Origin of the sequence: Lysinibacillus sp. NPDC096418 (assembly GCF_044762775.1) — a bacterium.
Taxonomy (GTDB): Bacteria; Bacillota; Bacilli; order Bacillales_A; family Planococcaceae; genus Lysinibacillus.
Window position 1 is genome coordinate 1 of the sequence record NZ_JBIWEY010000015.1, and the last position, 21198, is coordinate 21198.

The window sequence follows — 21198 nt, forward strand, 5'->3', positions numbered from 1 at the left end:
GGCGACTCCTGCGGGAACAGCACGAGCGGAAGCACCCGGACTGAGCGAAGCGAGGGAGAAGGCTGGAGCCGTGCCCGCGGAAAGCGTCCGCCGTATCGGAGAACAACGGCTACGAAGCAGACTAAAAAACAAAGCCTCGAAGATTTTACTAAACGTAAAATTTTCGAGGCTTTTCATTTTTGAGGTTAGTGTTTTGTCCCAGCCTCTTTTCTTCTTTTGTTATAGTTTAATAGTCCATCCAAATGCATCTTCAATCGTACCATTTTGGATACCTGTTAATGTATCATATAGCATTTGCGAGATTTCACCAATCTCACCGTTATTAATGATGATTTTTTCATCTCGCCATTTTAATTCCCCAACAGGTGAAATCACGGCTGCCGTACCCGTACCAAATGCCTCTTCTAACGTTCCATTATGACAAGCTTCTACCACTTCATCGATAGAAATGCGACGCTCTTCAATTGGAATATTTTTCGATTTTAATACTTGAATCATTGAATCGCGCGTAATACCAGGTAAGATACTACCATTCAACGCTGGCGTTATAACTGTCCCGTTAATTTTGAAGAAGATGTTCATGCTTCCCACTTCTTCTATGTAACGATGTTCTTTTCCGTCTAACCATAAAGTTTGAGAATAGCCTTCCTGATGCGCAATTTCTTGACCTTTTAAACTACTTGCATAGTTACCACCCGTTTTAGCTTCTCCTGTACCACCCGAAACTGCTCTTACATATTGTTGTTCCACCATAATTTTCACTGGATTAATTCCTTCTTTATAGTAAGAACCAGAAGGAGACATAATGATGATAAACTTATAAGTTTTCGAAGGATGCACACCTAAGCTTTGGTCCGTTGCAATAATAAATGGACGGATATAAAGAGATGTCCCCGGTGTATTCGGAATCCACTCACGATCCACTGTCACTAATTGCTTTAACGCTTCTAATGCAAGCTCTTCATCAATCGCCGGAATGACGATACGCTCATTTGAGTTATTTAAACGTTTGAAATTGCGGTCTGGACGGAATAATAATACCTCGTTATCCACTGTTACATATGCTTTTAAACCCTCAAATACCGTTTGACTATAGTGGAAAACCATTGCCGAAGGATCTAAAGATAACGGCTGGTATGGAATGATACGCGGATCATGCCAGCCCATTCCTTCTGTATAGTCGACCATAAACATATGATCTGTAAAAAACTTCCCAAAACCTAGTTCTTCAACTGCAGGCTTTTCTTTTGGATTTGTTGTTAACTCTTTTTTTATCTCTAACATAATAGCATCCTCCAGTATAGTCGAAATTGACAAATAATTCATTCTATTAAAATATCATATTATTAAATAAAATAAAAAGCTACTAAAACCCTAGATTTTTAGTAGCTTTTCACATAATTTCTGAAAGAAAAAGTCATTAACTTTAAATAGCAGCAGACTATTCGTAAAAGCCCTATCCGCTATATTTATTAAATTCTCCCTAATCCATTAAGATAGTAGCTTTAAACAAACAGCCGAACCTAGCACAAGGACGATGCAAACTACTCGACGCCAGTCCTTCGATTCATTGAAAAATAGCATACCAAGTAATGCACCGCCAGCCGCTCCGATACCTGTCCAAATAGCATATGCTGTGCCCATAGGTAAAGTTAGCATTGCGTAGGCTAACCCAGCAAAGCTAGAGGCAAATGCTAAAATCAATAATACTAAATTTTGTGCATTTTTCTTATCATTGTATTTACTGATCATAAAAACACCCATCATTTCACAAAAACCTGCAACAACCAAAGCAATCCATGCCATTATTCTTTCACCTCTTGTTCTACTGGTTCACCAGTGAGAAGTTTCAACCCGATAACACCTGCTAATAAAACTGCGATACTAGCAATTTTCGCTAGCTTCCACGGCTCTCCAAACAATAGACTATCTGCCAAAACCGTTCCCGCTGTCCCTAAACCGACGAACACTGCATACACCGTCCCAACAGGTAAACTTTCACCGGCTTTAATTAATAAATAGAAGCTAATAATAATTGCAATGACTGTGCCAAGCCATTCAAGCATACTATCAGCATGTTTCAAGCCAATTACCCAACCAACCTCAAAGAAAGCAGCAACAAAAATACTTACCCATTGTTTATTCATCTAAATCTCCTCCTAATATTACGGTTTTACAATTTCGGATTTCCATCTTGCTTGCGTGGATTATTTCTTTGCATTTCGGATCACTTCTCCTCACATCCAAACAAAAAAAAAGCCCGAAGAAACGCTGTAAAAACAGCATCTCCCAGGCTTTTATCCTTCCGTGTCACAAAACAAGTTCGTGGTTTTCTCTCGGTCCAGACTAGCAGTAGCTACGGAACCCTAGAAAACTTTCATATCTAATTGTCATTTTAGTATAGCAAATTACTCAGCTATTTTCCAGCGGTACATACCCTACTTTTTCAACTAAAGCTTGCCCTTCCGGAGAAATGATCCAGTCAATAAATACTGGTACGTTCGGATTTTCTGTTCCAGCAGTAACTGCATAAAATTCCGATGTTAACGGGTATGTACCATTACGAATATTTTCTTTTGTCGGAGCCACACCGTCAATGGACAACAATTTGATTTCCTCATTGCCCACCATTTCAGTTGAATAATATCGGAATGTATAACCAATCGCATTTTTATAATTACGATATTGTGAAACTTCACGAATAATATCTCCCATTCCACTTGCTATATCTTCTGTAGGTGCCTCCATAATCGGAGTATCCCCCATGATTTTCTCTAATGTCGACTGACTACCACTATCAGCTGGGCGTTGGAATGCACGAATCTTTTCATTATTGCCGCCAATTTGATTCCAATTTGTTACTTCTCCCGCATATATTTGCTTCACTTGGTCAAATGTGAGATTTTCGACGCTATTTTTATGGTGAACGAAAAATACAAATGCCTCTCGTCCAATTGGTGTCATATCAAATGTTAGCCCCTCCTTCTCAGCTATATTTTTCTGTGAATCCGAGGGAGCTGCCGCAAAAATCAAGTCAACATTTCCATTAATTAAATTCTCATAAGCTTCCGGTGTTGTATTCACCATGACCTCGCTATCAAAGGGTACATATGATTTTTTAGGATACGTAGCTTGCACAAATGCCGAATACAATGGATACATAGCAGTTGCTCCATCCAAACGTGGCAACGGCTCAGTCATTTTCAAGGATACTTCTGTATCAGGTGTAATTACTTTATTATCAACAGTAAACGGCTCATATTCATAAATTGCTACCTCCGCATCGACAGTTGGTATGCTCATTTTATAATGGTACTGAATTGGTGGAATCGAAGCAAAAATAAGTGCTACCCCTACTACTCCCGCAAACCATCCTTTCCGCTTCTTAGTCGTTAACCAACCAAATGATTGACAAACATATAGTAAAAACAAGCAAATTGGAATGACCACAAGGAGACTAGTATAGTGCAAACCACCCATTAGCAAAACGAAAAAACCTATAAAGCCGGTTAAAAATAAAAGACCTATAAACACAAACACCGATTCAACGATTTTCATAACTTCCCCCTCAAACAAAGATGTAAATTTACACTATTTATTTCATAATAAACTAACGAGAGGCAATTAGCAACAACATTTTCTGAAAATTATGTTAAGATAAAGGCATTTCAAATAGGAGGATTTTACATATGGCAATTGAAAAAGTACGCGAGCATTTCGCAAAATGGGATCTACAACACAAAATTCAAGAACTAAATGAAAGTTCAGCAACTGTTGAGATGGCCGCACAAGCACTTGGTTGCGAGCCAGAACGCATCGCTAAAACCTTATCTTTTTTAGTAAACGATGGAGCAATTTTAATCGTAGCCGCCGGTGATGCCAAAATTGACAATGCAAAATACAAAGCAACTTTTGGTACAAAAGCAAAAATGATTGCAAAAGAAGATGTGAATGAGCTTATCGGCCATGATGTCGGTGGAGTTTGCCCATTTGGCGTCAATGAAGGCGTGGCAATCTACTTAGATGAATCGCTAAAACGATTCGTCACTGTTTTCCCTGCATGTGGCAGTAGTAATTCAGCGATCGAGCTTACAATAGACGAGCTTGAAACCTATACACCTTACAAGGAATGGATAGATGTATGTAAGGGTTGGAATGACTAAAATTTTTATTACAAAAGGAGGCTATTTTAGAAACCTCTTTACCAAGCTAAATCCTTATACCCCACCACTAATTGATTACGAAGACTATTGCTAAACAACGAAGAAAGCCCAATTTCTTAAGAGTAATGCTAAGAAATTAGGCTTTTTTATATTGAAGTTTCCTTAATTTTGTAAATATGTGGTTTCTGATGCTACCACTACATGCTTGTATGTATATCGTTCTTTAGTTATTTGTTTTATAAAATAGGGTTCTTCTCCCTTTAAAATTACAATTCATCTTTGCAAAGATCATGAAAATACATTGATAAAAATGCAATACTATGCTAAATTTATATAGATACACAAAATGCATTTTATGTATAATGCACCTATCTTAATTTAATTATACATCACAGTATTCTTTTTTGTCAACTCATATTATTATTTTTTTAAGGAGTGTTATGGACATGGAACTTCGCCAGGAGCAAGAACGTGTGAACAGCGTAAAAGAGACAATTTCAGAGCAAATCAATCGATTAGAGGCCGAAACTTCAAAACGCCGGTCGGAAGTTGTGAATATCCGCAAACACTTTTGGGATGAAGTAAAAGTAAATCTTGATACCTTTGATGATTATCTCGAGACAATCATTGGCTTAAGACAAGAGGCTCAAGCTCTGTCCGTAAGTCAAAGCACTCATAGACACACATCTAAGAGATTAGCTACTTTGCGGCGTATGCAAGAAGCGCCCTATTTTGGTCGGATTGATTTTGTTGAAGATGGGACTTCTATTGCGAAACGAATTTATATCGGTATCTCAACGCTAACGGATGCAAGCGGAGAAGATTTCCTTATTTATGACTGGAGGTCTCCGGTTTCGAGTATTTACTACGACTACCAACCAGGCCCAGTCAAATATGCTACACCTGGAGGTATCACTCATGGCACACTGGAGAAAAAGTGGCAATATCTCATCCGCGGCGGCATTATCCAATCGATGTTCGATACCAGTATCACTATTGGCGACGAGATTTTACAGCAGGTGCTTGGTAAAGGTACAGACAAACATATGCACAGTATAGTAGCCACTATTCAACAGGAGCAAAACCAAATCATCAGGCACGACCGTGGGCGTATGCTCATTGTACACGGCGCTGCCGGCAGTGGTAAGACATCGGCTGCCCTTCAACGGATTGCCTATATACTCTATAAATATCGAGATGTGCTGAAAGCCGATCAAGTCATTCTTTTTTCACCTAATACGATGTTTAATAGTTATGTTTCTAATGTGTTACCCGAACTCGGCGAAGAGAATATGCAACAGGTCACATTCCAGGAATACTTGGATCATCGACTAAAAAATGAGTTTGAAGTTGAGAACCCTTACGATCAATTGGAATATATTTTGACTGCAGTAGATAACCCATCATATAAAACAAGACTTGCAAGCATCCAGTTCAAGGCTAGCGTCCGATTTTTTGAGGCAATCAAATCATACATCAAGTCGCTGGAATCGTCCGGAATGGTATTCAGAGGGATTAGCTTCAGAGGAAATAAAATTGTTACTGCAAAACAAATCACAGATAAGTTTTATAGCAGTGACACCTCGCTCCGCTTTCATAATAGACTTGAAAATTTAAAGGATTGGCTACTTAAGCAATTAGATGAAGCCGAGAAACTCGAACGGACGAAGCCATGGGTACAGGAGGAAATTGACTTCCTTAGCAATGAGGCTTACCATAAGCTATTTACCTTCTTAGCGGAAAAACGCGGCTATACAGGAGAGTCTATTCATGATTATGAAATCGAACCTGAAGCATTAGCTCGTTTGATTGTGCACCTTAAGTTGAAGCCGTTGCGAAAACAGATAAAGGAGTTTCGTTTCGTCAACATTAAAGGAATATACAAGCAATTTTTTAACGATTCCAACCAGATCAGCCAGTGGATGGACTACGAAGTACCGGATGAGTGGCCGGATATTTGCGGCACGACGGTAAAAATGCTGAACGAAGGTAAACTATATTACGAAGATGCTACTCCCTTTTTATTTATGAAAGAGCTGATTCAAGGCTTTCAAATAAATAGCTCGATCAAACATATCGTTGTAGACGAGGCGCAAGACTATTCTCCGTTTCAATTCGAATTTTTGAAACGATTGTTTCCTTCAGCAAGAATGACCGTACTCGGTGACTTTAACCAAGCAATTTTCGCCCATGCTAGCGAAATGGTGGATTTCCAGACACTCACTGACTTATACGGTCCGGACGAAACAACTGTGATTAACTTGACACGAAGCTACAGATCCACAAAACCGATCGTAGAATTTACACGTGGACTCGTACCTAACGGCGAACGGATAATCGCTTTTGACCGTGATGGTGAGAAGCCTAAATTGACACAACTGTCCGATCGTGCTGAATTGCATCGTTCCATAACTTCCAAAATTGCAGATTTAAGGAATCGGCAATATAGCACAATAGCGGTTATATGCAAATCCGCTGCCGAAAGCATCAGTGCATACAAGTCCTTGCGTGATATTGAAGACATTAAGCTCGTTAAGAGTGGAACAATTGAATATGAACAAGGCATTGTCGTCATACCTGCGTATTTAGCCAAAGGTATCGAGTTTGACGCGGTTATTATTTATGACGCATCAGCGGAAGTATACGGAGATGAGAGCGTACGTAGATTATTTTACACCGCCTGTACCCGAGCGATGCATTACTTGCAACTATACAGCATAGGTGAACCGAGCCCCTTTTTACGCGACGTTACGCCGGAAATATGATCGTGTCATTATCCAATTTATAATGGCCTCAAAAAAAGATAACATGATTCCAAATAAAAATATCTACCGTTAAACAGACCTTAGTAGACGTAAACAACATTCAGCAATCAGGCGCTTTTATAGCGTAAAAAGCAAATTATTAGTTCTCCTATCTTTTATGAGACAGTAAAAACACCTCACATTGATTATTTCAAGTTTTAATACCCGTTTTTCAATGAAAGGTGTTTTTTAATTGTCTTATGTTAGTAGGTCAGCGTGGTATATGCCATACACATTTTTTTCTTTTGATAAATGATTAATCCTTATACCCCACTGCTAACCAGTGGGAATCCCATTCTGTTATTTGATTGCCTACTCGACAAGACAGACCACATGCCTGATTATCAGCCATGAATGAGCCAATAAGCCATTTCTTTGTATGGACCCCGTCCTTCAGTGTAATATCAATAGCAGGCATTTCCTCATACTGCTGATAGATAAACAAATTATCATCATAATGCGTATATGCTGAAGCATTTGTTTTGGTGCCATCCCCTGCGTAGATTTCTACAGTATTCCCTTCTCGCGAATAAACAGGTTTTTTCACATATGGGCTGTTACTTTTCGTAAAAGTTTCTGCGGAAAGGTAAGTCGGTAGCATATACTTTTGAATTGCTGTACGTTCTTCAGCATTAAACAATAATTTATTATCTCTTCTCTCCCAGATTAACCACAAAAGAATTTTTGATTGTAATACATAACCTGCTGGCGGGTTAATGATTGCAAGCTTGCGATCTTTTACGAGTTCAAGTAATTGCAAGCCAATTCGATCTCCGTCTGGCGCCACATCATCGATTAAAAACTCAATCGGATGAGCAGGACGATATAAAATATCTATTTTTTCCATTGAAGGTGTGTAAAGTCCCATTGCTATTTCAGATGTATCGCTTGAAAAAATAACAAGATCAGCAATAGGAACATACTCTACTTCGAAAGGTAAACATCCTCTTACAAATTGAACTTGGCAATACTCTTCAAAATCCTCATCAGCTGTTTTACCCGTAATTACGATTTTAGGCTTTGTTGATATATCTAAATATTGCATAGCAGCGAAAAGCCCACCTGATAAACTTTTATGTAATGCGTTAATATCATTCGGGTTAATGTAACCAAAATGCTGACATAGCTGTTCATTCATACCAAAAGTCTCTTGAATCAGGAAGGGCGTTTCTCCGTTTAATTCAAGACACTTGATTGCTCCATCTTCTGTACAGATAAAGTCGAAACGGGCTAAGATTGATTGTTGCTGCAAATAATCTAATTGAATATAAGGGTACATCTCTTCTCGAATACCTAGTGCTAGTAATTGTTCCTCTGTTAAATGTTTATACTGCTTTCCCACTTTCAAAAAAATCTGCCATAGGATAGTTGAAGCATATTTAATTTCATCTATTTTTTCCTTCGTCAGATCCATTACATCAAATAATGCATACTCAAGGTTCGCAAAATCCGAAAAGAAATTTTTATATTTCGAGTAAAAAACTTCACGTTGATGATTATGAAAATTATTATCCATAGTGACTTCCCCTTTGCTTGCCATTAAGATGAAGATGAACCACCTCTTGATCCGCCACCAGAACCGAAGCCAGATTTACCCGAGTTAGATGAAGAGCTGTTTGAATATGAATTTGAACTATTTGAATTGGTCCCACTTGAATAGGAGTTTGAATTGTTCGAGTTTGTGCCATTTGAAGTTGCGTTTGAACTGTTTGTTGTAGTACCGTTTGAAGTATTTGACTTGGAACCATTTGTGTTTCCATTCGTCGCTGTACCATTTGTATTTGTTTTAGAGCGACCTGTGTAAGAACTACCTCCACCTCCGCCAGAATTAGCATTGTTTTGATCGTTCGCCTTATCCCGTATATTAGTTGGTGACACAATAGCGCTTCTTCTAATTCGCTCTTTTTCCGCGCCATTCTTTAAATTATGGCTTTTATAAATACTACTACCAATCATCGCGCCAGCTGTGGCAAACATAAGGCCGTTAAAGAAATGTTGACTGTAATATGGTGAGTCTTCATCCAAACATTCAAACGAACCATCCTCATCTTCCTGCCACTCTTCACAAGCATTTGCCATGTCGCTTTCAGAAACATCCTCTAATTGTTCCCTAATGACAGCATTGGCATATTCCTCTGGTGTCATATTATCAGGAACTTCATATATCCCTTCAGCTTCCCCTTCTTCATTTGCGTATGTCGTTTCAGCACCAGTATTCTCCATATCACTCGGTATTGTATGTATATTTTCTGTATTTTCCTCTGTGGCACTACCGCACGCTGCTAGTTGCATTACCATAAATGAGGCCGTTGTCACCGCCATATATTTTTTCAATTGTTTGGACATGTAATTTCCACCCTTTTTTGTTATATACTTATTTTACGAATGAAGTCGCAATCGGTTTCATTTGACTCAAAATTTCGACATTCATCCTCCTCTTAAAAACTAAAAAAAGACTGTAAACAAACTCAAAATTCTTCGAGTCTGACTACAGTCTGATGTGGGGCTGTCCTAAAAATGATAGTATGCTATCTTTTTAGCATATAGAAAGATCGTTTTTCTACTTAATGAGATTTATTGGACATCCCCGTTTTTATAAATAGAATACTTCACTCACAAAAAATTAATGGAATTTACCAGTAATTCTAAAACCAATTTCAGCTACTAAAGCTGATAATACAAATGTGCCTGTATAAACAACTAGTGAGATGACAACAATTCGCCAACCTAACTTTTTAAACTCTTGCAAATCTTTCCCGAAAGATAGACCTGCATATGCAAGAATAGGTGTTGCCAGAGCCATAAAATTCACTTTTTCTGTAAATTTAATGACGATTTCGTTTCCAGGGAATATTGGAGTTGTAATCACTAATGCTAATATCGATATCCAAATAACAACTGGTAGTTTAATAGGGACGATTTTAGCGAAAATAAACCCTAATACCGTAACAGTAACAATGATCATCATACCTGGTAAGGCATCAATCGGTGAAACATCGTATCCAATCCAGTTTCCCATAAGGGCTATTATTCCAATAATTGAAAACGTTAATATTTTATCTTTCATTTAAAATCTCCTCTTTAGATCCTATGCCCCAATATTTTTCGCTTGGTCTTTTTTTGATTTTCTTCCCAAAATAGGTTCGAATTTGTTGTATAAGTAGTTTGTAACCGGTAAAGAAAAGAATACACAAATATACGTACCTAAAATGGTTGTAATCAAGTTAGCAGCACCAGCAAACACTGCGATGTCCGTTGCAGAATCTGGGAATATAACTGATAATGCACCAACCATCGCCGCCATCATACTACCCGAACCTACACCAGCACCCATGGCTAGTGAAATCGGATGAAACCAACCTGTTTGAGCCATAAAACTTGCTAACACCGATAGATATAAAGCTCCAAACAACGTACCACAAACATATACGCCTAGCGCTCCTCGACCTTCAGGAGAATCAGAGCCATATTTTTCAGCAATAATAGCTAAGTTCGGTTCTCTATCAATAGAAAAAGTCGCACCAATTGCTTCTCGTTTCATCCCAAGTAGCAAAGCGACTGGTAAACCCAATACAATTGTTCCTGCGAAATGCCCTACTTCTTGTAAGCCTAAAGAAAGTCCAGCCTCAAAGATTTGCGGTAAGGATGGGCCCATTAACATCGCTAATTTGGCTACAAATAGCATAAATGAAATACCCAATATATTGGCTGCTACATTCATCTCTTTCATTTTTAAAATTTTCAAAGATGGTAAACTAATAATTGCACCAATTATTAATGCATATAACATTGGGAATAAGGCAATTGCGCCAATTCCTATATTAAATGTTTTCACGCCGATAAATTCTGTTACACAGACTAATACCAACACGAATAAATGAATTTTCCAATTACGCAAAGATTTTTCTTGCACTTTTTGTACTCCTATCCTATAAATCGTGCTGTTTCTATAATGGGAAATGGCACGATTATTACTTATATTTTTTGGCCCTACACTAAAATCAGCACTTGGCAGCACATTCCACTATAGGCGGAAGCTTTCGAAGGGGCGAGCCTTGAGCCGCTTCGTCGCTGTGCTCCTGCAGGGTCTCAAGCTACCTCTAGTGGTCGCCGCCTTTCGTTCCATGTGCTTACTTATAGCAATTGTTTACTCTAAATCAAGCACATGTTATGGCCATGATCCTATCTTTTAACTTATTAAATTTTTTCAGTAGTATTTATTACTAGTCCAACAATCAAGGAAATCCCTTGAATCATTGCTTTTTCATCTGGTAAAAATACATCACTATGTAACTTCATTGGATCTTCTGGATTTTCTCCAACGCCTAAGAAGACAAATGTGCCAGAAACTTGCTCTAAATAGAAGGCAAAATCTTCACTTGCCATACTTGGTTTACTTAACCACTGTACTGAATCTTCTCCAAATAAATCCGTTGCAACAGTAGCTGCATGTTCATTAAATTTCGGATCATTCATTGTTACAGGATAACCAACTGTTTCGTTATAGTTTATTTCTACTTCTAATTTTAGAGCAGAGGCTACACCTTCAATAATTCGCTGAATACTTGTAGCTACTTCCTTACGAGTATTAGCATTTAATGTTCGTACAGTTCCTCTAAATCTAGCTTTTTCTGGAATAATATTAAAGCCATCTCCCGCTTCAATTGTGCCGATTGTAAGTACCACAGAATCTATCGGATCTGTTTCTCTACTAACAATCGTTTGGAGCGCTGTGACAACATGAGCAGCACCCACAATTGCATCTACACCTTGATGTGGTGCAGCACCATGACCTTGTTTACCTTTTAAAACAACATCAAACGTATCCATACTTGCCATAATGGCACCATTTCTAAAACCGTATTTGCCTGTTGCTATCTCAGGCCAAACATGAAAAGCAAAAATGTGGTCGACTGTAGGGTTATTTAAAACGCCTTCTTCAACCATCTTGATTCCTCCGCCCTTCATCTCTTCAGCAGGTTGAAAAATAAATTTGACCGTACCCGAGATATGCTGTTTATTTTGAGATAAAACTTTAGCAGCAGAAAGTAACATTGCGGTATGCATATCATGTCCACAAGCATGCATAACCCCAGGATTTTTAGATTTGTAGCTTACATCGGTATTTTCCTGAATAGGTAAAGCATCTATATCAGCACGTAAAGCTAGCACTGGTCCCTCTTTTTCTCCTTGAAGAATACCAACAACACCCGTCTTCGCGACACCTGTAGTTACTTCAATACCAAGTTCTTGTAAATAATTCGCGATTATTTCAGCAGTTTTATATTCTTCAAATCCAAGTTCAGGATTTTCATGAATCATTCTTCTTAATCGCACAGCTTCTTCATATATCCCAACTGTTTGCTCTACAATGTCAGTGGACTTTAACGAATTTGATGTTTTTTGGATATTCATAATCATTCATCTCCTAAAGAAAAATACCTAAAAGATTCTAATTACAATAGAATTTGAATCTTTAAACTATTATTATCTTAAAACTAATTATTCAGATAAATCATTAAAATTTAATAATTCTTATTTGAATATTGCTATACTAACATATTCAAATATTACCTGTAAACCTAGAAAATACAGGTGTAATTTCTAAATGGAAATGATTGTTCTATATAGAAAAGTGTTATATTTTAATTATCCAAGCGACCAATACCTTACTTTTTCATTCCTAAATCCAAGAGCGTTGTATTTTATTAATACATTAGTTACTTTGATTAAAAACTTTACCCATCATTAATAATAAAGTTTGATTACAATTACTATAGGACTTTAATTTTTAGTAGAAAAAGTGTACTCTGGAATATAAAATTCTTATAAGAAAGGAGTGAGAAATGTGCAGTTCCCAACAAGAATAGATGTAGATAGTAACGGATATATCTTAAACAAAACCTCGCTAAATAAAATTGATGGTGCATACCAAGGACTTCTTAGTCAAGTTGTAGAGATTTTAAAAAGATGTGCAGGTACAAAATTACATAGTGTTTATATCTACGGAAGTGTTGGTCGTGGAGAGGCTGTATTAGGTACTTCAGATATTGATTTATCAGTAATTTTGACATCTCCATTCTCTCCTCAAGAAATGGCACATTTAGAAGAAGAAACAAAAATGTTTATTCATGACAATCTAATCGTGCCAAAAGTTGATTACGATATTGGGGTTACAGCAGATGTATTTAAAGAAAATAGCCAATATTATTGGGGATTTTGGTTGAGACACGTCTGTACTTGTATTTATGGAGAGGACCTGTCCGTACACTTTCCTAAAATGAAGCCAAATGTTCATATCTGTAAGGCATTAAATGGAAATCTTATTGATACACTCACAAGTTATCGGGATGCAATTCTGGAAAATGAAGCTGACCACGCTACTTTACTATCGATTTTAAAACGAATTGTAAGAGGTGCATACTGCTATGTAGCTGAAAGAGATAAAAGTTGGTCTACAAATATTCAAGAAAATCTTATAATTCTTCAGTATTATTTCCCTAGAGAAGAATATTTTAAAGAAATCGAGTATGTATTTGTTCAACAAAAAGTTCCAACCTTGGATGAGGTATTAAATTACATTGATTATTTTATTATTTGGTTTAACGAGAATGCCATTGTAGGAAAATAGAGAATTTAACCTAGTACAGCCAAAAAGTAGGATTCTTAAATATGAAGCATTGCTTTTAATAGTAAAAAAACCTACTCATATGAATAGGTTTTTTGTTTACTCCATTTATAAAATAATTATTTTTCATATTTATTATTTTCTTTAATGCCTAAAACAACGAACGACATTCCGATCAATAAAAAAGCAAAATTTTTATCTAATCCAATTATTAAAAATACTATTCCAATCAAAAGATAACTTGCTACTGCAGAGTTTTTATAATCAATTTTTTTCGCCACTACATCACACCTCTTCTTCTTGGAAATAACGAGCTGTAAGCAAATATATACTTACAGAAAAAGCAACCATCCAATAAAACACAGTATCTATTAGCGAGTGTAAGTAAAATAAATATAAAATGCCGACAAGGGGTACGATTAAAAATTTAAATAAAGGTTTTTTCCAGTTCTGCTTTATTTTTACCCATGAAAATCGAAAAGGTAAAAATAAAACGCCGAATAAGAGTACATAAATAAAGTTGGTGATTATTCTCATTTTTTTACTTGCTCCTTTCTGTACATTTTTATTGAGTACTTCTGTTAAATTCAGGACTTGATCTAGCAGCTCTAAAGAAATTGGATCAGGCACACTTTTTTCTAATTCCCACTTGGAAATGGTCTGTCTTGTTACAAAAACTTTGTCTGCTAATTGTTGTTGAGTGAGTCCTAATTTCATTCGCATTGAGCGAATTGCTTCTCCAGTAGTCATTCATCTTTCACCTCAAAATATATGTATTTTAAACAAAAGAATAAAGCAACAATAGCCGTTGCGCACGCAACACCAAAGCTTTCCTCCGTTATTTTCTAAATAAAGAGAAATAAATTTGCCAAATAGAGGTTTCCCCATTAAGTTTTTGCTTCCTTAAATTGTTATGTCAAATGCGATAACATAAAAATTGTTTTTTAGGATAATTTATATAGGGTAGAAGTAAGTTCGTACAATGAGAATTAGATTCAAATTTTTATGGAGAGGGTGAAAATTTTAGGGGATGATAGTATAACGTTGGTATTTTCAAAAATCTAGGGACAATCGCTCTCATCAAATTCACATATGGCTATCATTAAGACAAATTGTTTATGGTTCTAAACCAACTAATAGTTAGTTTGTGAAGATTCTTAAATAATCGCTTCGCGCTAATGAATCAGGTTAGTTCGACTTCAGAAGAAGCAAGCGAGATGATAACAAACCTATTGGGAGGGCCGAAAAAAGCAAAACCCAAGAATGACGTAAAATCACCATTCTTGAGCTTATTATTTCGGTGCATTTACTCTAAAAAGAGCTTACTAGATAGATTCTTTGCCTTTAAACACCGATGTAAGGACTATCGGAATTAGCTCTATCTGCTAAAATTTTTACCAGATGGAAACTCGATCCTCTGGAGCTACATACATACCATCTCCTGGCTTAATGCCATAAGTTTCATAGAATTGCGGGAAATTCACAATCGTGCGGTTTACCCGAATTTTTCGAGCTGAATGTACATCATTTTTGCTCAGAAGCGCTGCAAATTCTTTTGTCGTTGTAAATTTCCATATATCCGCATTGCGTTCAAAATATGCTTTATAATCCGGATTACTCATTTTGGATACAACTTGCAGTGAAGCTGCCATGCCACCTAAATCAGCGACATTCTCGCTTAGTGTAAGCTGACCGTCGCTTAACACACCCGGAATAATTTCAATATTATGATAGAACTCAATCAGTTCCTGGTTTTTCTCTTTGAATTTCTTAAAGTCCTCTTCTGTCCACCAGTTATTTGCATTTCCATTTTCGTCGTAGGCAGATCCGTTATTATCAAATGCATGGCTGATTTCATGGCCAATGACCATACCAATGGCACCATAGTTTTCTTCCGGTTTAGCGTTAATATCATAGAAAGGCGCTTGGAGAATACCAGCAGGGAACGTAATTTCGTTATTTAAAGGAAAGTAGAAAGCATTTACAGTATATACTTTAGTTATCCAATCCGTTCTATCAACCGGTTTTCCTAGCTTGGCTTTCACGTCATCAATTTCCGCTTTATATACTGCGAAGGTATTAGAGAACAGTGAACCGCCTTCTTTATATGTCTTAATAGCTACTTGATCTAATGTCGTATCCCACTTGTCTGGGTAACCGATCTTAACAATCATCGTATTTAGCTTTTTAATAGCTTTCGCTTTTGTTGTTTCTGACATCCAATCAAGAGAGTTGATTCTTTCCTCATACGCAGCAATTAATTGCTCTACCATCTGCTCAACATCTTTTTTAGCTTCTGGTGAAAAATGTTTCTCGGCAAACATTTGCTCAATATATCCGCCCATTGCGTCAGTTGTCATGGCTACTGCGATTTCCTGATTTGTTTTTTCTCCTGTAACACCGTATACAGTTTTGGCAAATTCCTTACCAGCATCTCCGAATTCATCTGACAATAAATCGCCTGTTGCCATAAGCAGGCGATTTTTGGCGTATGCTTTAAGCACGTTAAGATTAGTTTCAGTTAAGAGTTCCGCGCCTTTTTGCGCCAACTTCACGTCGAATACGATTACTTTATTAGTACTGTCGACTTTCATCGATGTTAAGACTTGTTTCATATCTACTGCTTTGAACATTCTATCGAATTGTTCGGTTGTATACGGATTATAGTATTTATTGACGTCACCTTGTTCATGTGGTTCAAGCGATACGGAAGCTAAGCTTTTCTCCATGTCGTAAATTTTTTCAGCATTTACTTTCGCAGCAGACTCTTCCTCGCCCGATACCACGAGAATTTTGGTCATATATTGTATATAGGCTTTTTTCGCTGTCGGGTCTTCCGTTACAAAGCTGTTCTTATCCAGACTAGTAGCTAATCCAGTGTAATACAAAACATTTTCACTGCTGTTCTTTGCATCGTTCATGATTGTAAAGCTGAATAAAGAGCTTAGCCCTATTTCTTTCTCTTGGGTAAGATCTGCTTGAACGAGTTCATCAAGCGTTTTAGCCCCGTCAATTGCCTTTAAATATTTTTGAACGGGCTCAATCCCTTGTTTATTTCTATTTTTTGTATCCAATGCTGCTGAATAGAAGTCGGCAATTTTCTGTTCTTTTGTTCCTTCTGCGAAGTGCTTGCCAGCAAGTTCTTTTATTATTTTTCCTATTTTATCTTCATTCTGCTGTTGCTGCTCGAAAGCTAAGCCGCCCGAGGATTCTCCTGGCGGAATTGTCGATTTATTTAACCATTCCTTATTGATTGTTTCATAAAAATCGTCATTTAAATGGGAGCCTTTAAGCGTCCATATTCTAGAAATAATAGTTCGGAACTCATCGATTGTGATCGTGTCATTCGCACCTAATGTGCCGTCAGATTTGCCAGTAAGTACGCCTGCTTTTGCCAGTTTATCGATATCTTTTTTTGCCCAAGCTGGTACATCGGTGAACTCGACGCCAAATGTTCCACTTCGCAGATCATTTCCGACAGGCTTTGGCAATTCGCCGAATGCTCTGCTCAACATGACTAAAGCTTCAACCTTCTTTGCTGGCTCATTCTCTCTTAAATCTCCGTTTTCAGAGCCTTTAATAACAGCTTCTTTATTAATTCCTGGCTGATAAGCGTCTGCTGCCATCAACAAGGCTTTAACGATTTCTCCTCTTGTCGCTGGTGGCGACGTTTCATCGGCATACACCGATACACTAACTGATAAGACCATTACTATGGCCATGAGTAAGGATAAAAATTTCTTTTTCATTTTCGAGCTCCTCTATAGAAATTTGTATAAACAAAGATAAATAAGTAGATTTTAGAATTTCTACCATTTAAATACCATTATAGTTGATTTATTTCAGTTTGAAAATATGTAAAGAGCTTTTTCACTTTTAATAGAACATGATCAGACAATACTTCACTAAAAAAACTAAGGCCGATTTTCTATACTAATAGAAAATTGGCCTTTATCAATTATATAACGATTTGTTCAAGCTCTTTTTACCGTGCAGTTAATCCGCCATCAATCACGAATTCTGAACCTGTTGCATAGCTATCCTCATCAGAAGCCAAGAACAATATAATATTTTAAACTCCTTCTGGTTGTGCTACGCGTTTTAATGGAATTTATCGAGAGAATACTTCTACAATACCAGCGATCTTTACTAATACATTTACTGAACCGAAAATTTCCTCTGCTTTCGCAATAACTGTTGCCCAATCTTCTTCAGATACAATGTTTTGTTAAACAAAAAGTGCATTTTCACCTAATTCAGCTGCGAATACATTGCCTTTTTCTTCATATAAATCTGTTAAAATAACATTTGCACTGTTCTCAAATTTAATTAATGGAGCAGATTCGTGTAAGAAGGGAATATCAACAGAGGCTTAACTTGAAGATAATCAAACAACGTAGGCTGCTCTTTTTCTTCTTGTGCTAACGTTGCAAGAGAATTTAAGGATTAGATTTAGGAGGTAGTTAAATGAGTTTTTGTTCATTTATAGCAACAAATTATGAAATGCCAGAAGTAGAAACAAAATCAAAGTATATTACTGTTAAGGAAGCTATTGAATTAAAAATAAAACCACATGAGTTTGTACCTTGGGAGAAGATGGATCCTAATGCCCAAATATTATTTGTTGAAAATGAAGATGACCTAAATGAATTGGTCATTAAAAAGGACGCTTACTATGATGTAAGTGAATATACAAGTTATCCATTCATTTATGAAGTGAATTTTATCTATTCGGAAATGAGAGCAAAGCAATTACTGGAGTACCTAAAAGAAAATATTAGAGCAGGACAGATATTAGAACTATGGAAAGTATGGATTGGTCATGACGATAATGAAATAAATATACCGTATGTTAGATGTAACTATGAAGAACTATCTCTAAATCATCTGGTACAAATGTTCGATTGGAACCATGAAAAATATAAAGAACAATATTGTATAGTATTAGAAAGATAAAAATATATAATTCTTATTGAACGAATGGAGACTTTAACTGAAAATGATGCTAATTTCATGAGGGGGAGGCTTCTTAGTTTTGGTACCTTTTCTCCAAAAATTAGTCTTTGTATAAAGCAAAAGAATAAACTTAACAGCTTATTCTTTTGTCATACTAATGTCGAAAAAAGCTTTCACCGACAAGTGATTTGATGAATCCTTTTACTATTTATCTCATATACAAGGGAAGTTCACGCCTCCAAAGCAATCAGATTATCTCTTTTCCACCGTATTGATTACCACATCATTTTTTAATGTGTTGCCGATTGTGCAAGCACGTTCGATAACAGCAATTAGTTTTTCTTTATATGAATTATCTAATTGTGATGGGAATTGGACAGTGACATCAAAGCGAACGAAACGATTTGTGATACCTTCATCTTTAGATGTCGTTACTTGAATTTCTATCTCATCGACATTCACTTCCACCTCATCGCGTGCTAATACTTTTTGCAAGGATATAGAAATGCATAGCCCTAGTGCCGCTTCTAGCAATTCTTTAGGTGATAGCCCCTCTTGATTTGGTGCTATGCTTCCGATTACTTGGAAGCCTGCTTCGTTTCTTACTTCATTTTGTCCATTTACTACTTGAATAGTTGTCATTACTCTTTCTCCTCTACTAGGTGACAAGCAACATAATGTGCTGGCTTGATTTCTTTTAATATAGGTGTTTGTTGTTTACAGATGGCCGTTGCAAATGGGCAACGTGTATGGAATGCACAACCTGATGGTGGCGATAACGGAGAAGGTATTTCACCCTTCAATACAACCCGATCTTTTAATCTCTTACTTGTAAAGTCAGGTACTGCTGAAAAGAGAGCCTTTGTATAAGGGTGCAGTGGCTCTGCAAATAAAGCTTCAGTAGGAGCTTCTTCCACAATGGAACCTAAATACATGATGCCAATACGGTCTGAAATAAAACGTACAACGCTAATATCATGTGTAATAAATAGGAGCGTTAACCCTAAACTTTTTTGTAACTCTTTTAAAATATTTAAAATTTGTGATTGAATCGATACATCGAGCGCTGAAACAGGTTCATCGCAAATGATAACTTTTGGATTCATAATCAATGCACGTGCAATCCCTAGGCGTTGACGTTGCCCACCCGAAAATTCATGCGGATATCGAAAATAATGCTCTGCCTGAAGTCCGACCAATTTCAACACTTCAAATACTTTCGTTTCTCGTTCCTCACGATTGCCGAGTTTATGAATTACTAATGGTTCTTCTAAGATAGAACCGATCTTCTTACGCGGATTTAATGAAGAAAAAGGATCTTGGAAGACCATTTGTAAATCTTTACGGAAGTATCTTAATTCTGTTTCCGACATCTTCGTTAAATCTTGATTTTGATAAAGCACTTGCCCATTTGTCGCAGGCGTTAAACCAAGAATTGTACGACCAGTTGTACTTTTCCCTGAGCCAGATTCTCCTACAAGTCCGTAAGTCTCCCCCTCGTATAATTGAAAGGACACATCTCTAACTGCATGAACATGTGCTGTTGTACCAAATAGCTTTCCGAATGCGCTGTAGACTGGAAATTTCTTTTCTAATGATTTGACCGTTAAAATCGGTTCGGTATTCGTGTTTTTTTCCACTCTACAACGCCTCTCTTTCTCTTAAAATTTCTTTAAAATGCCAGCACTTTACTTTATGCCCTTCTTCAAATGTTTCAAGTGGGGGCTGTTGCTGGCGGCATTGATCGTCTGCATATGGGCAACGCGTAGAAAAACCACAACCTTGCGGGACATTTGAAAGCGGTGGCACTACCCCATCAATGACATGTAATTTTTCTTCACGGTCACTGTCCATACGAGGAATCGATTCAATTAAACCTTGCGTATATGGATGAAGTGGTCCAGTAAATAGCTGGTCTGTTGTCGCTTCCTCCACGATTTGCCCTAGATACATCACTTTAACACCCGTACAAATTTCTGAAACAACGCCTAAGTCATGAGTAATGAAAAGTACGGCCATATTTAATTTTTCATTTAACTCTGTAATTAATTCGATAATTTGCGCTTGGATCGTAACGTCTAATGCAGTGGTTGGTTCATCAGCAATTAATAGCTTTGGTTCACACGCAAGTGCCATCGCGATACTTGCACGCTGTTGCATGCCCCCTGATAGCTCGTGCGGGAAATCATTCACGCGTTGTTCTGGTGCAGAGATTCCTGTTAAACGCAAGAGTTCAATTGCCTTCTGCTTCGCTTCTTTTTTCGATAGTTTTTGGTGTAAACGAAGCACTTCTGTGATTTGATTGCCAATCGTATACACAGGATTCAATGACGTTAAGGGATCTTGGAAAATAATCGAGATGTCATTACCTCGTACTGTTCTCAATTCTTTTAAAGATAGATCGAGTAAATTTCTAGCTTCAAATAGTACCTCGCCATCATAAGAGACTGCGTCTGTATGCTCTAGTAATCTCAAAATCGATTGTGACATAACACTTTTCCCACAACCCGACTCCCCGACAATCCCGATAATTTCACCTTGCTGTATAGAAAAACTAACACCATTCACAGCCGTAACTTTGCCTCGCTCAGTTTGGAAATGTGTTTTTAAATTCTTCACTTCTAATAGAGGAGTGTTCTTCATGATG

General features: G+C 37.1%; 19 protein-coding genes and 1 riboswitch. Of the genes, 4 read left to right on the top strand and 15 right to left on the bottom strand.

Annotated elements, in window-relative coordinates:
• Positions 1-219 precede the first annotated feature (219 nt).
• From ACIQZG_RS12700 to ACIQZG_RS12715, 4 genes are all read right to left on the bottom strand, one after another.
• Positions 220-1284, bottom strand: coding sequence for a branched-chain amino acid aminotransferase (locus ACIQZG_RS12700; RefSeq protein WP_402755557.1), 1065 nt, complete (start codon positions 1282-1284; stop codon positions 220-222).
• Between the two features lie 207 nt (positions 1285-1491).
• Positions 1492-1806 carry a DMT family transporter gene (locus ACIQZG_RS12705; protein WP_402755558.1) on the bottom strand — a complete coding sequence of 105 codons (315 nt, stop codon included), beginning with the start codon at positions 1804-1806 and terminating at the stop codon, positions 1492-1494.
• On the bottom strand, positions 1806-2147 hold the full coding sequence (locus tag ACIQZG_RS12710) for a DMT family transporter (RefSeq protein ID WP_402755559.1): 342 nt from the start codon (positions 2145-2147) through the stop codon (positions 1806-1808). Before ACIQZG_RS12710 ends, ACIQZG_RS12705 begins: the two co-directional genes overlap by 1 nt.
• Before the next feature lie 137 nt (positions 2148-2284).
• Positions 2285-2381: riboswitch (guanidine-I (ykkC/yxkD leader) on the bottom strand.
• A 31-nt stretch (positions 2382-2412) separates the two neighbouring features.
• Positions 2413-3558 (bottom strand): PstS family phosphate ABC transporter substrate-binding protein, encoded by a 1146-nt coding sequence (locus ACIQZG_RS12715; protein ID WP_402755560.1) that lies wholly within the window; start codon positions 3556-3558, stop codon positions 2413-2415.
• 131 nt (positions 3559-3689) lie between these two features.
• Between ACIQZG_RS12715 and ACIQZG_RS12720 the strand changes: the two genes are divergently transcribed.
• On the top strand, positions 3690-4163 hold the full coding sequence (locus tag ACIQZG_RS12720; protein ID WP_402755561.1) for a YbaK/EbsC family protein: 474 nt from the start codon (positions 3690-3692) through the stop codon (positions 4161-4163).
• Positions 4164-4603: 440 nt separating this feature from the next.
• Positions 4604-6928, top strand: coding sequence for an RNA polymerase recycling motor HelD (helD, locus tag ACIQZG_RS12725; protein WP_402755562.1), 2325 nt, complete (start codon positions 4604-4606; stop codon positions 6926-6928).
• A gap of 295 nt (positions 6929-7223) precedes the next feature.
• Here the strand turns inward: helD and ACIQZG_RS12730 are convergent, their stop codons facing one another.
• The 5 genes from ACIQZG_RS12730 to ACIQZG_RS12750 form a co-directional block, all read right to left on the bottom strand.
• Positions 7224-8483: a glutathionylspermidine synthase family protein gene (locus ACIQZG_RS12730; protein WP_402755563.1), complete on the bottom strand. Its 1260-nt coding sequence runs from the start codon at positions 8481-8483 to the stop codon at positions 7224-7226.
• 23 nt (positions 8484-8506) lie between these two features.
• Entirely contained in the window at positions 8507-9313 is an 807-nt protein-coding gene (locus ACIQZG_RS12735) for a hypothetical protein (protein WP_402755564.1), read from the bottom strand.
• A 277-nt stretch (positions 9314-9590) separates the two neighbouring features.
• On the bottom strand, positions 9591-10034 hold the full coding sequence (locus ACIQZG_RS12740; protein ID WP_402755565.1) for a hypothetical protein: 444 nt from the start codon (positions 10032-10034) through the stop codon (positions 9591-9593).
• Positions 10035-10055: 21 nt separating this feature from the next.
• On the bottom strand, positions 10056-10880 hold the full coding sequence (locus ACIQZG_RS12745) for a DUF3100 domain-containing protein (protein WP_402755566.1): 825 nt from the start codon (positions 10878-10880) through the stop codon (positions 10056-10058).
• A gap of 284 nt (positions 10881-11164) precedes the next feature.
• Entirely contained in the window at positions 11165-12382 is a 1218-nt protein-coding gene (locus ACIQZG_RS12750) for a M20 metallopeptidase family protein (RefSeq protein WP_402755567.1), read from the bottom strand.
• Between the two features lie 433 nt (positions 12383-12815).
• On the opposite strand from ACIQZG_RS12750, the gene ACIQZG_RS12755 reads away from it, so the two are divergent.
• Entirely contained in the window at positions 12816-13598 is a 783-nt protein-coding gene (locus ACIQZG_RS12755; protein ID WP_402755568.1) for a nucleotidyltransferase domain-containing protein, read from the top strand.
• Between the two features lie 116 nt (positions 13599-13714).
• Here ACIQZG_RS12755 and ACIQZG_RS12760 read toward each other — a convergent pair whose 3' ends face one another.
• The 3 genes from ACIQZG_RS12760 to ACIQZG_RS12770 form a co-directional block, all read right to left on the bottom strand.
• Positions 13715-13876 carry a hypothetical protein gene (locus ACIQZG_RS12760; RefSeq protein ID WP_402755569.1) on the bottom strand — a complete coding sequence of 54 codons (162 nt, stop codon included), beginning with the start codon at positions 13874-13876 and terminating at the stop codon, positions 13715-13717.
• 4 nt (positions 13877-13880) lie between these two features.
• On the bottom strand, positions 13881-14345 hold the full coding sequence (locus ACIQZG_RS12765) for a helix-turn-helix domain-containing protein (protein WP_402755570.1): 465 nt from the start codon (positions 14343-14345) through the stop codon (positions 13881-13883).
• A gap of 644 nt (positions 14346-14989) precedes the next feature.
• Entirely contained in the window at positions 14990-17344 is a 2355-nt protein-coding gene (locus tag ACIQZG_RS12770; RefSeq protein ID WP_402755571.1) for a M13-type metalloendopeptidase, read from the bottom strand.
• 718 nt (positions 17345-18062) lie between these two features.
• Here ACIQZG_RS12770 and ACIQZG_RS12775 point away from each other — a divergent pair.
• The gene (locus ACIQZG_RS12775; protein ID WP_402755572.1) at positions 18063-18551 is read left to right on the top strand and encodes a magnesium transporter; all 489 of its coding nucleotides are present in this window, start codon (positions 18063-18065) and stop codon (positions 18549-18551) included.
• A 252-nt stretch (positions 18552-18803) separates the two neighbouring features.
• Here the strand turns inward: ACIQZG_RS12775 and ACIQZG_RS12780 are convergent, their stop codons facing one another.
• The 3 genes from ACIQZG_RS12780 to ACIQZG_RS12790 are packed head-to-tail and all read right to left on the bottom strand — an operon-like array spanning position 18804 to position 21194.
• The gene (locus ACIQZG_RS12780; protein ID WP_402755573.1) at positions 18804-19193 is read right to left on the bottom strand and encodes an OsmC family protein; all 390 of its coding nucleotides are present in this window, start codon (positions 19191-19193) and stop codon (positions 18804-18806) included.
• Positions 19193-20191, bottom strand: coding sequence for an ABC transporter ATP-binding protein (locus ACIQZG_RS12785; RefSeq protein ID WP_402755574.1), 999 nt, complete (start codon positions 20189-20191; stop codon positions 19193-19195). The genes ACIQZG_RS12780 and ACIQZG_RS12785 overlap by 1 nt, the downstream gene beginning before the upstream one ends.
• A 1-nt stretch (position 20192) precedes the next feature.
• Positions 20193-21194 (bottom strand): ABC transporter ATP-binding protein, encoded by a 1002-nt coding sequence (locus tag ACIQZG_RS12790; RefSeq protein ID WP_402755575.1) that lies wholly within the window; start codon positions 21192-21194, stop codon positions 20193-20195.
• Between the last annotated feature and the right edge of the window lie 4 nt (positions 21195-21198).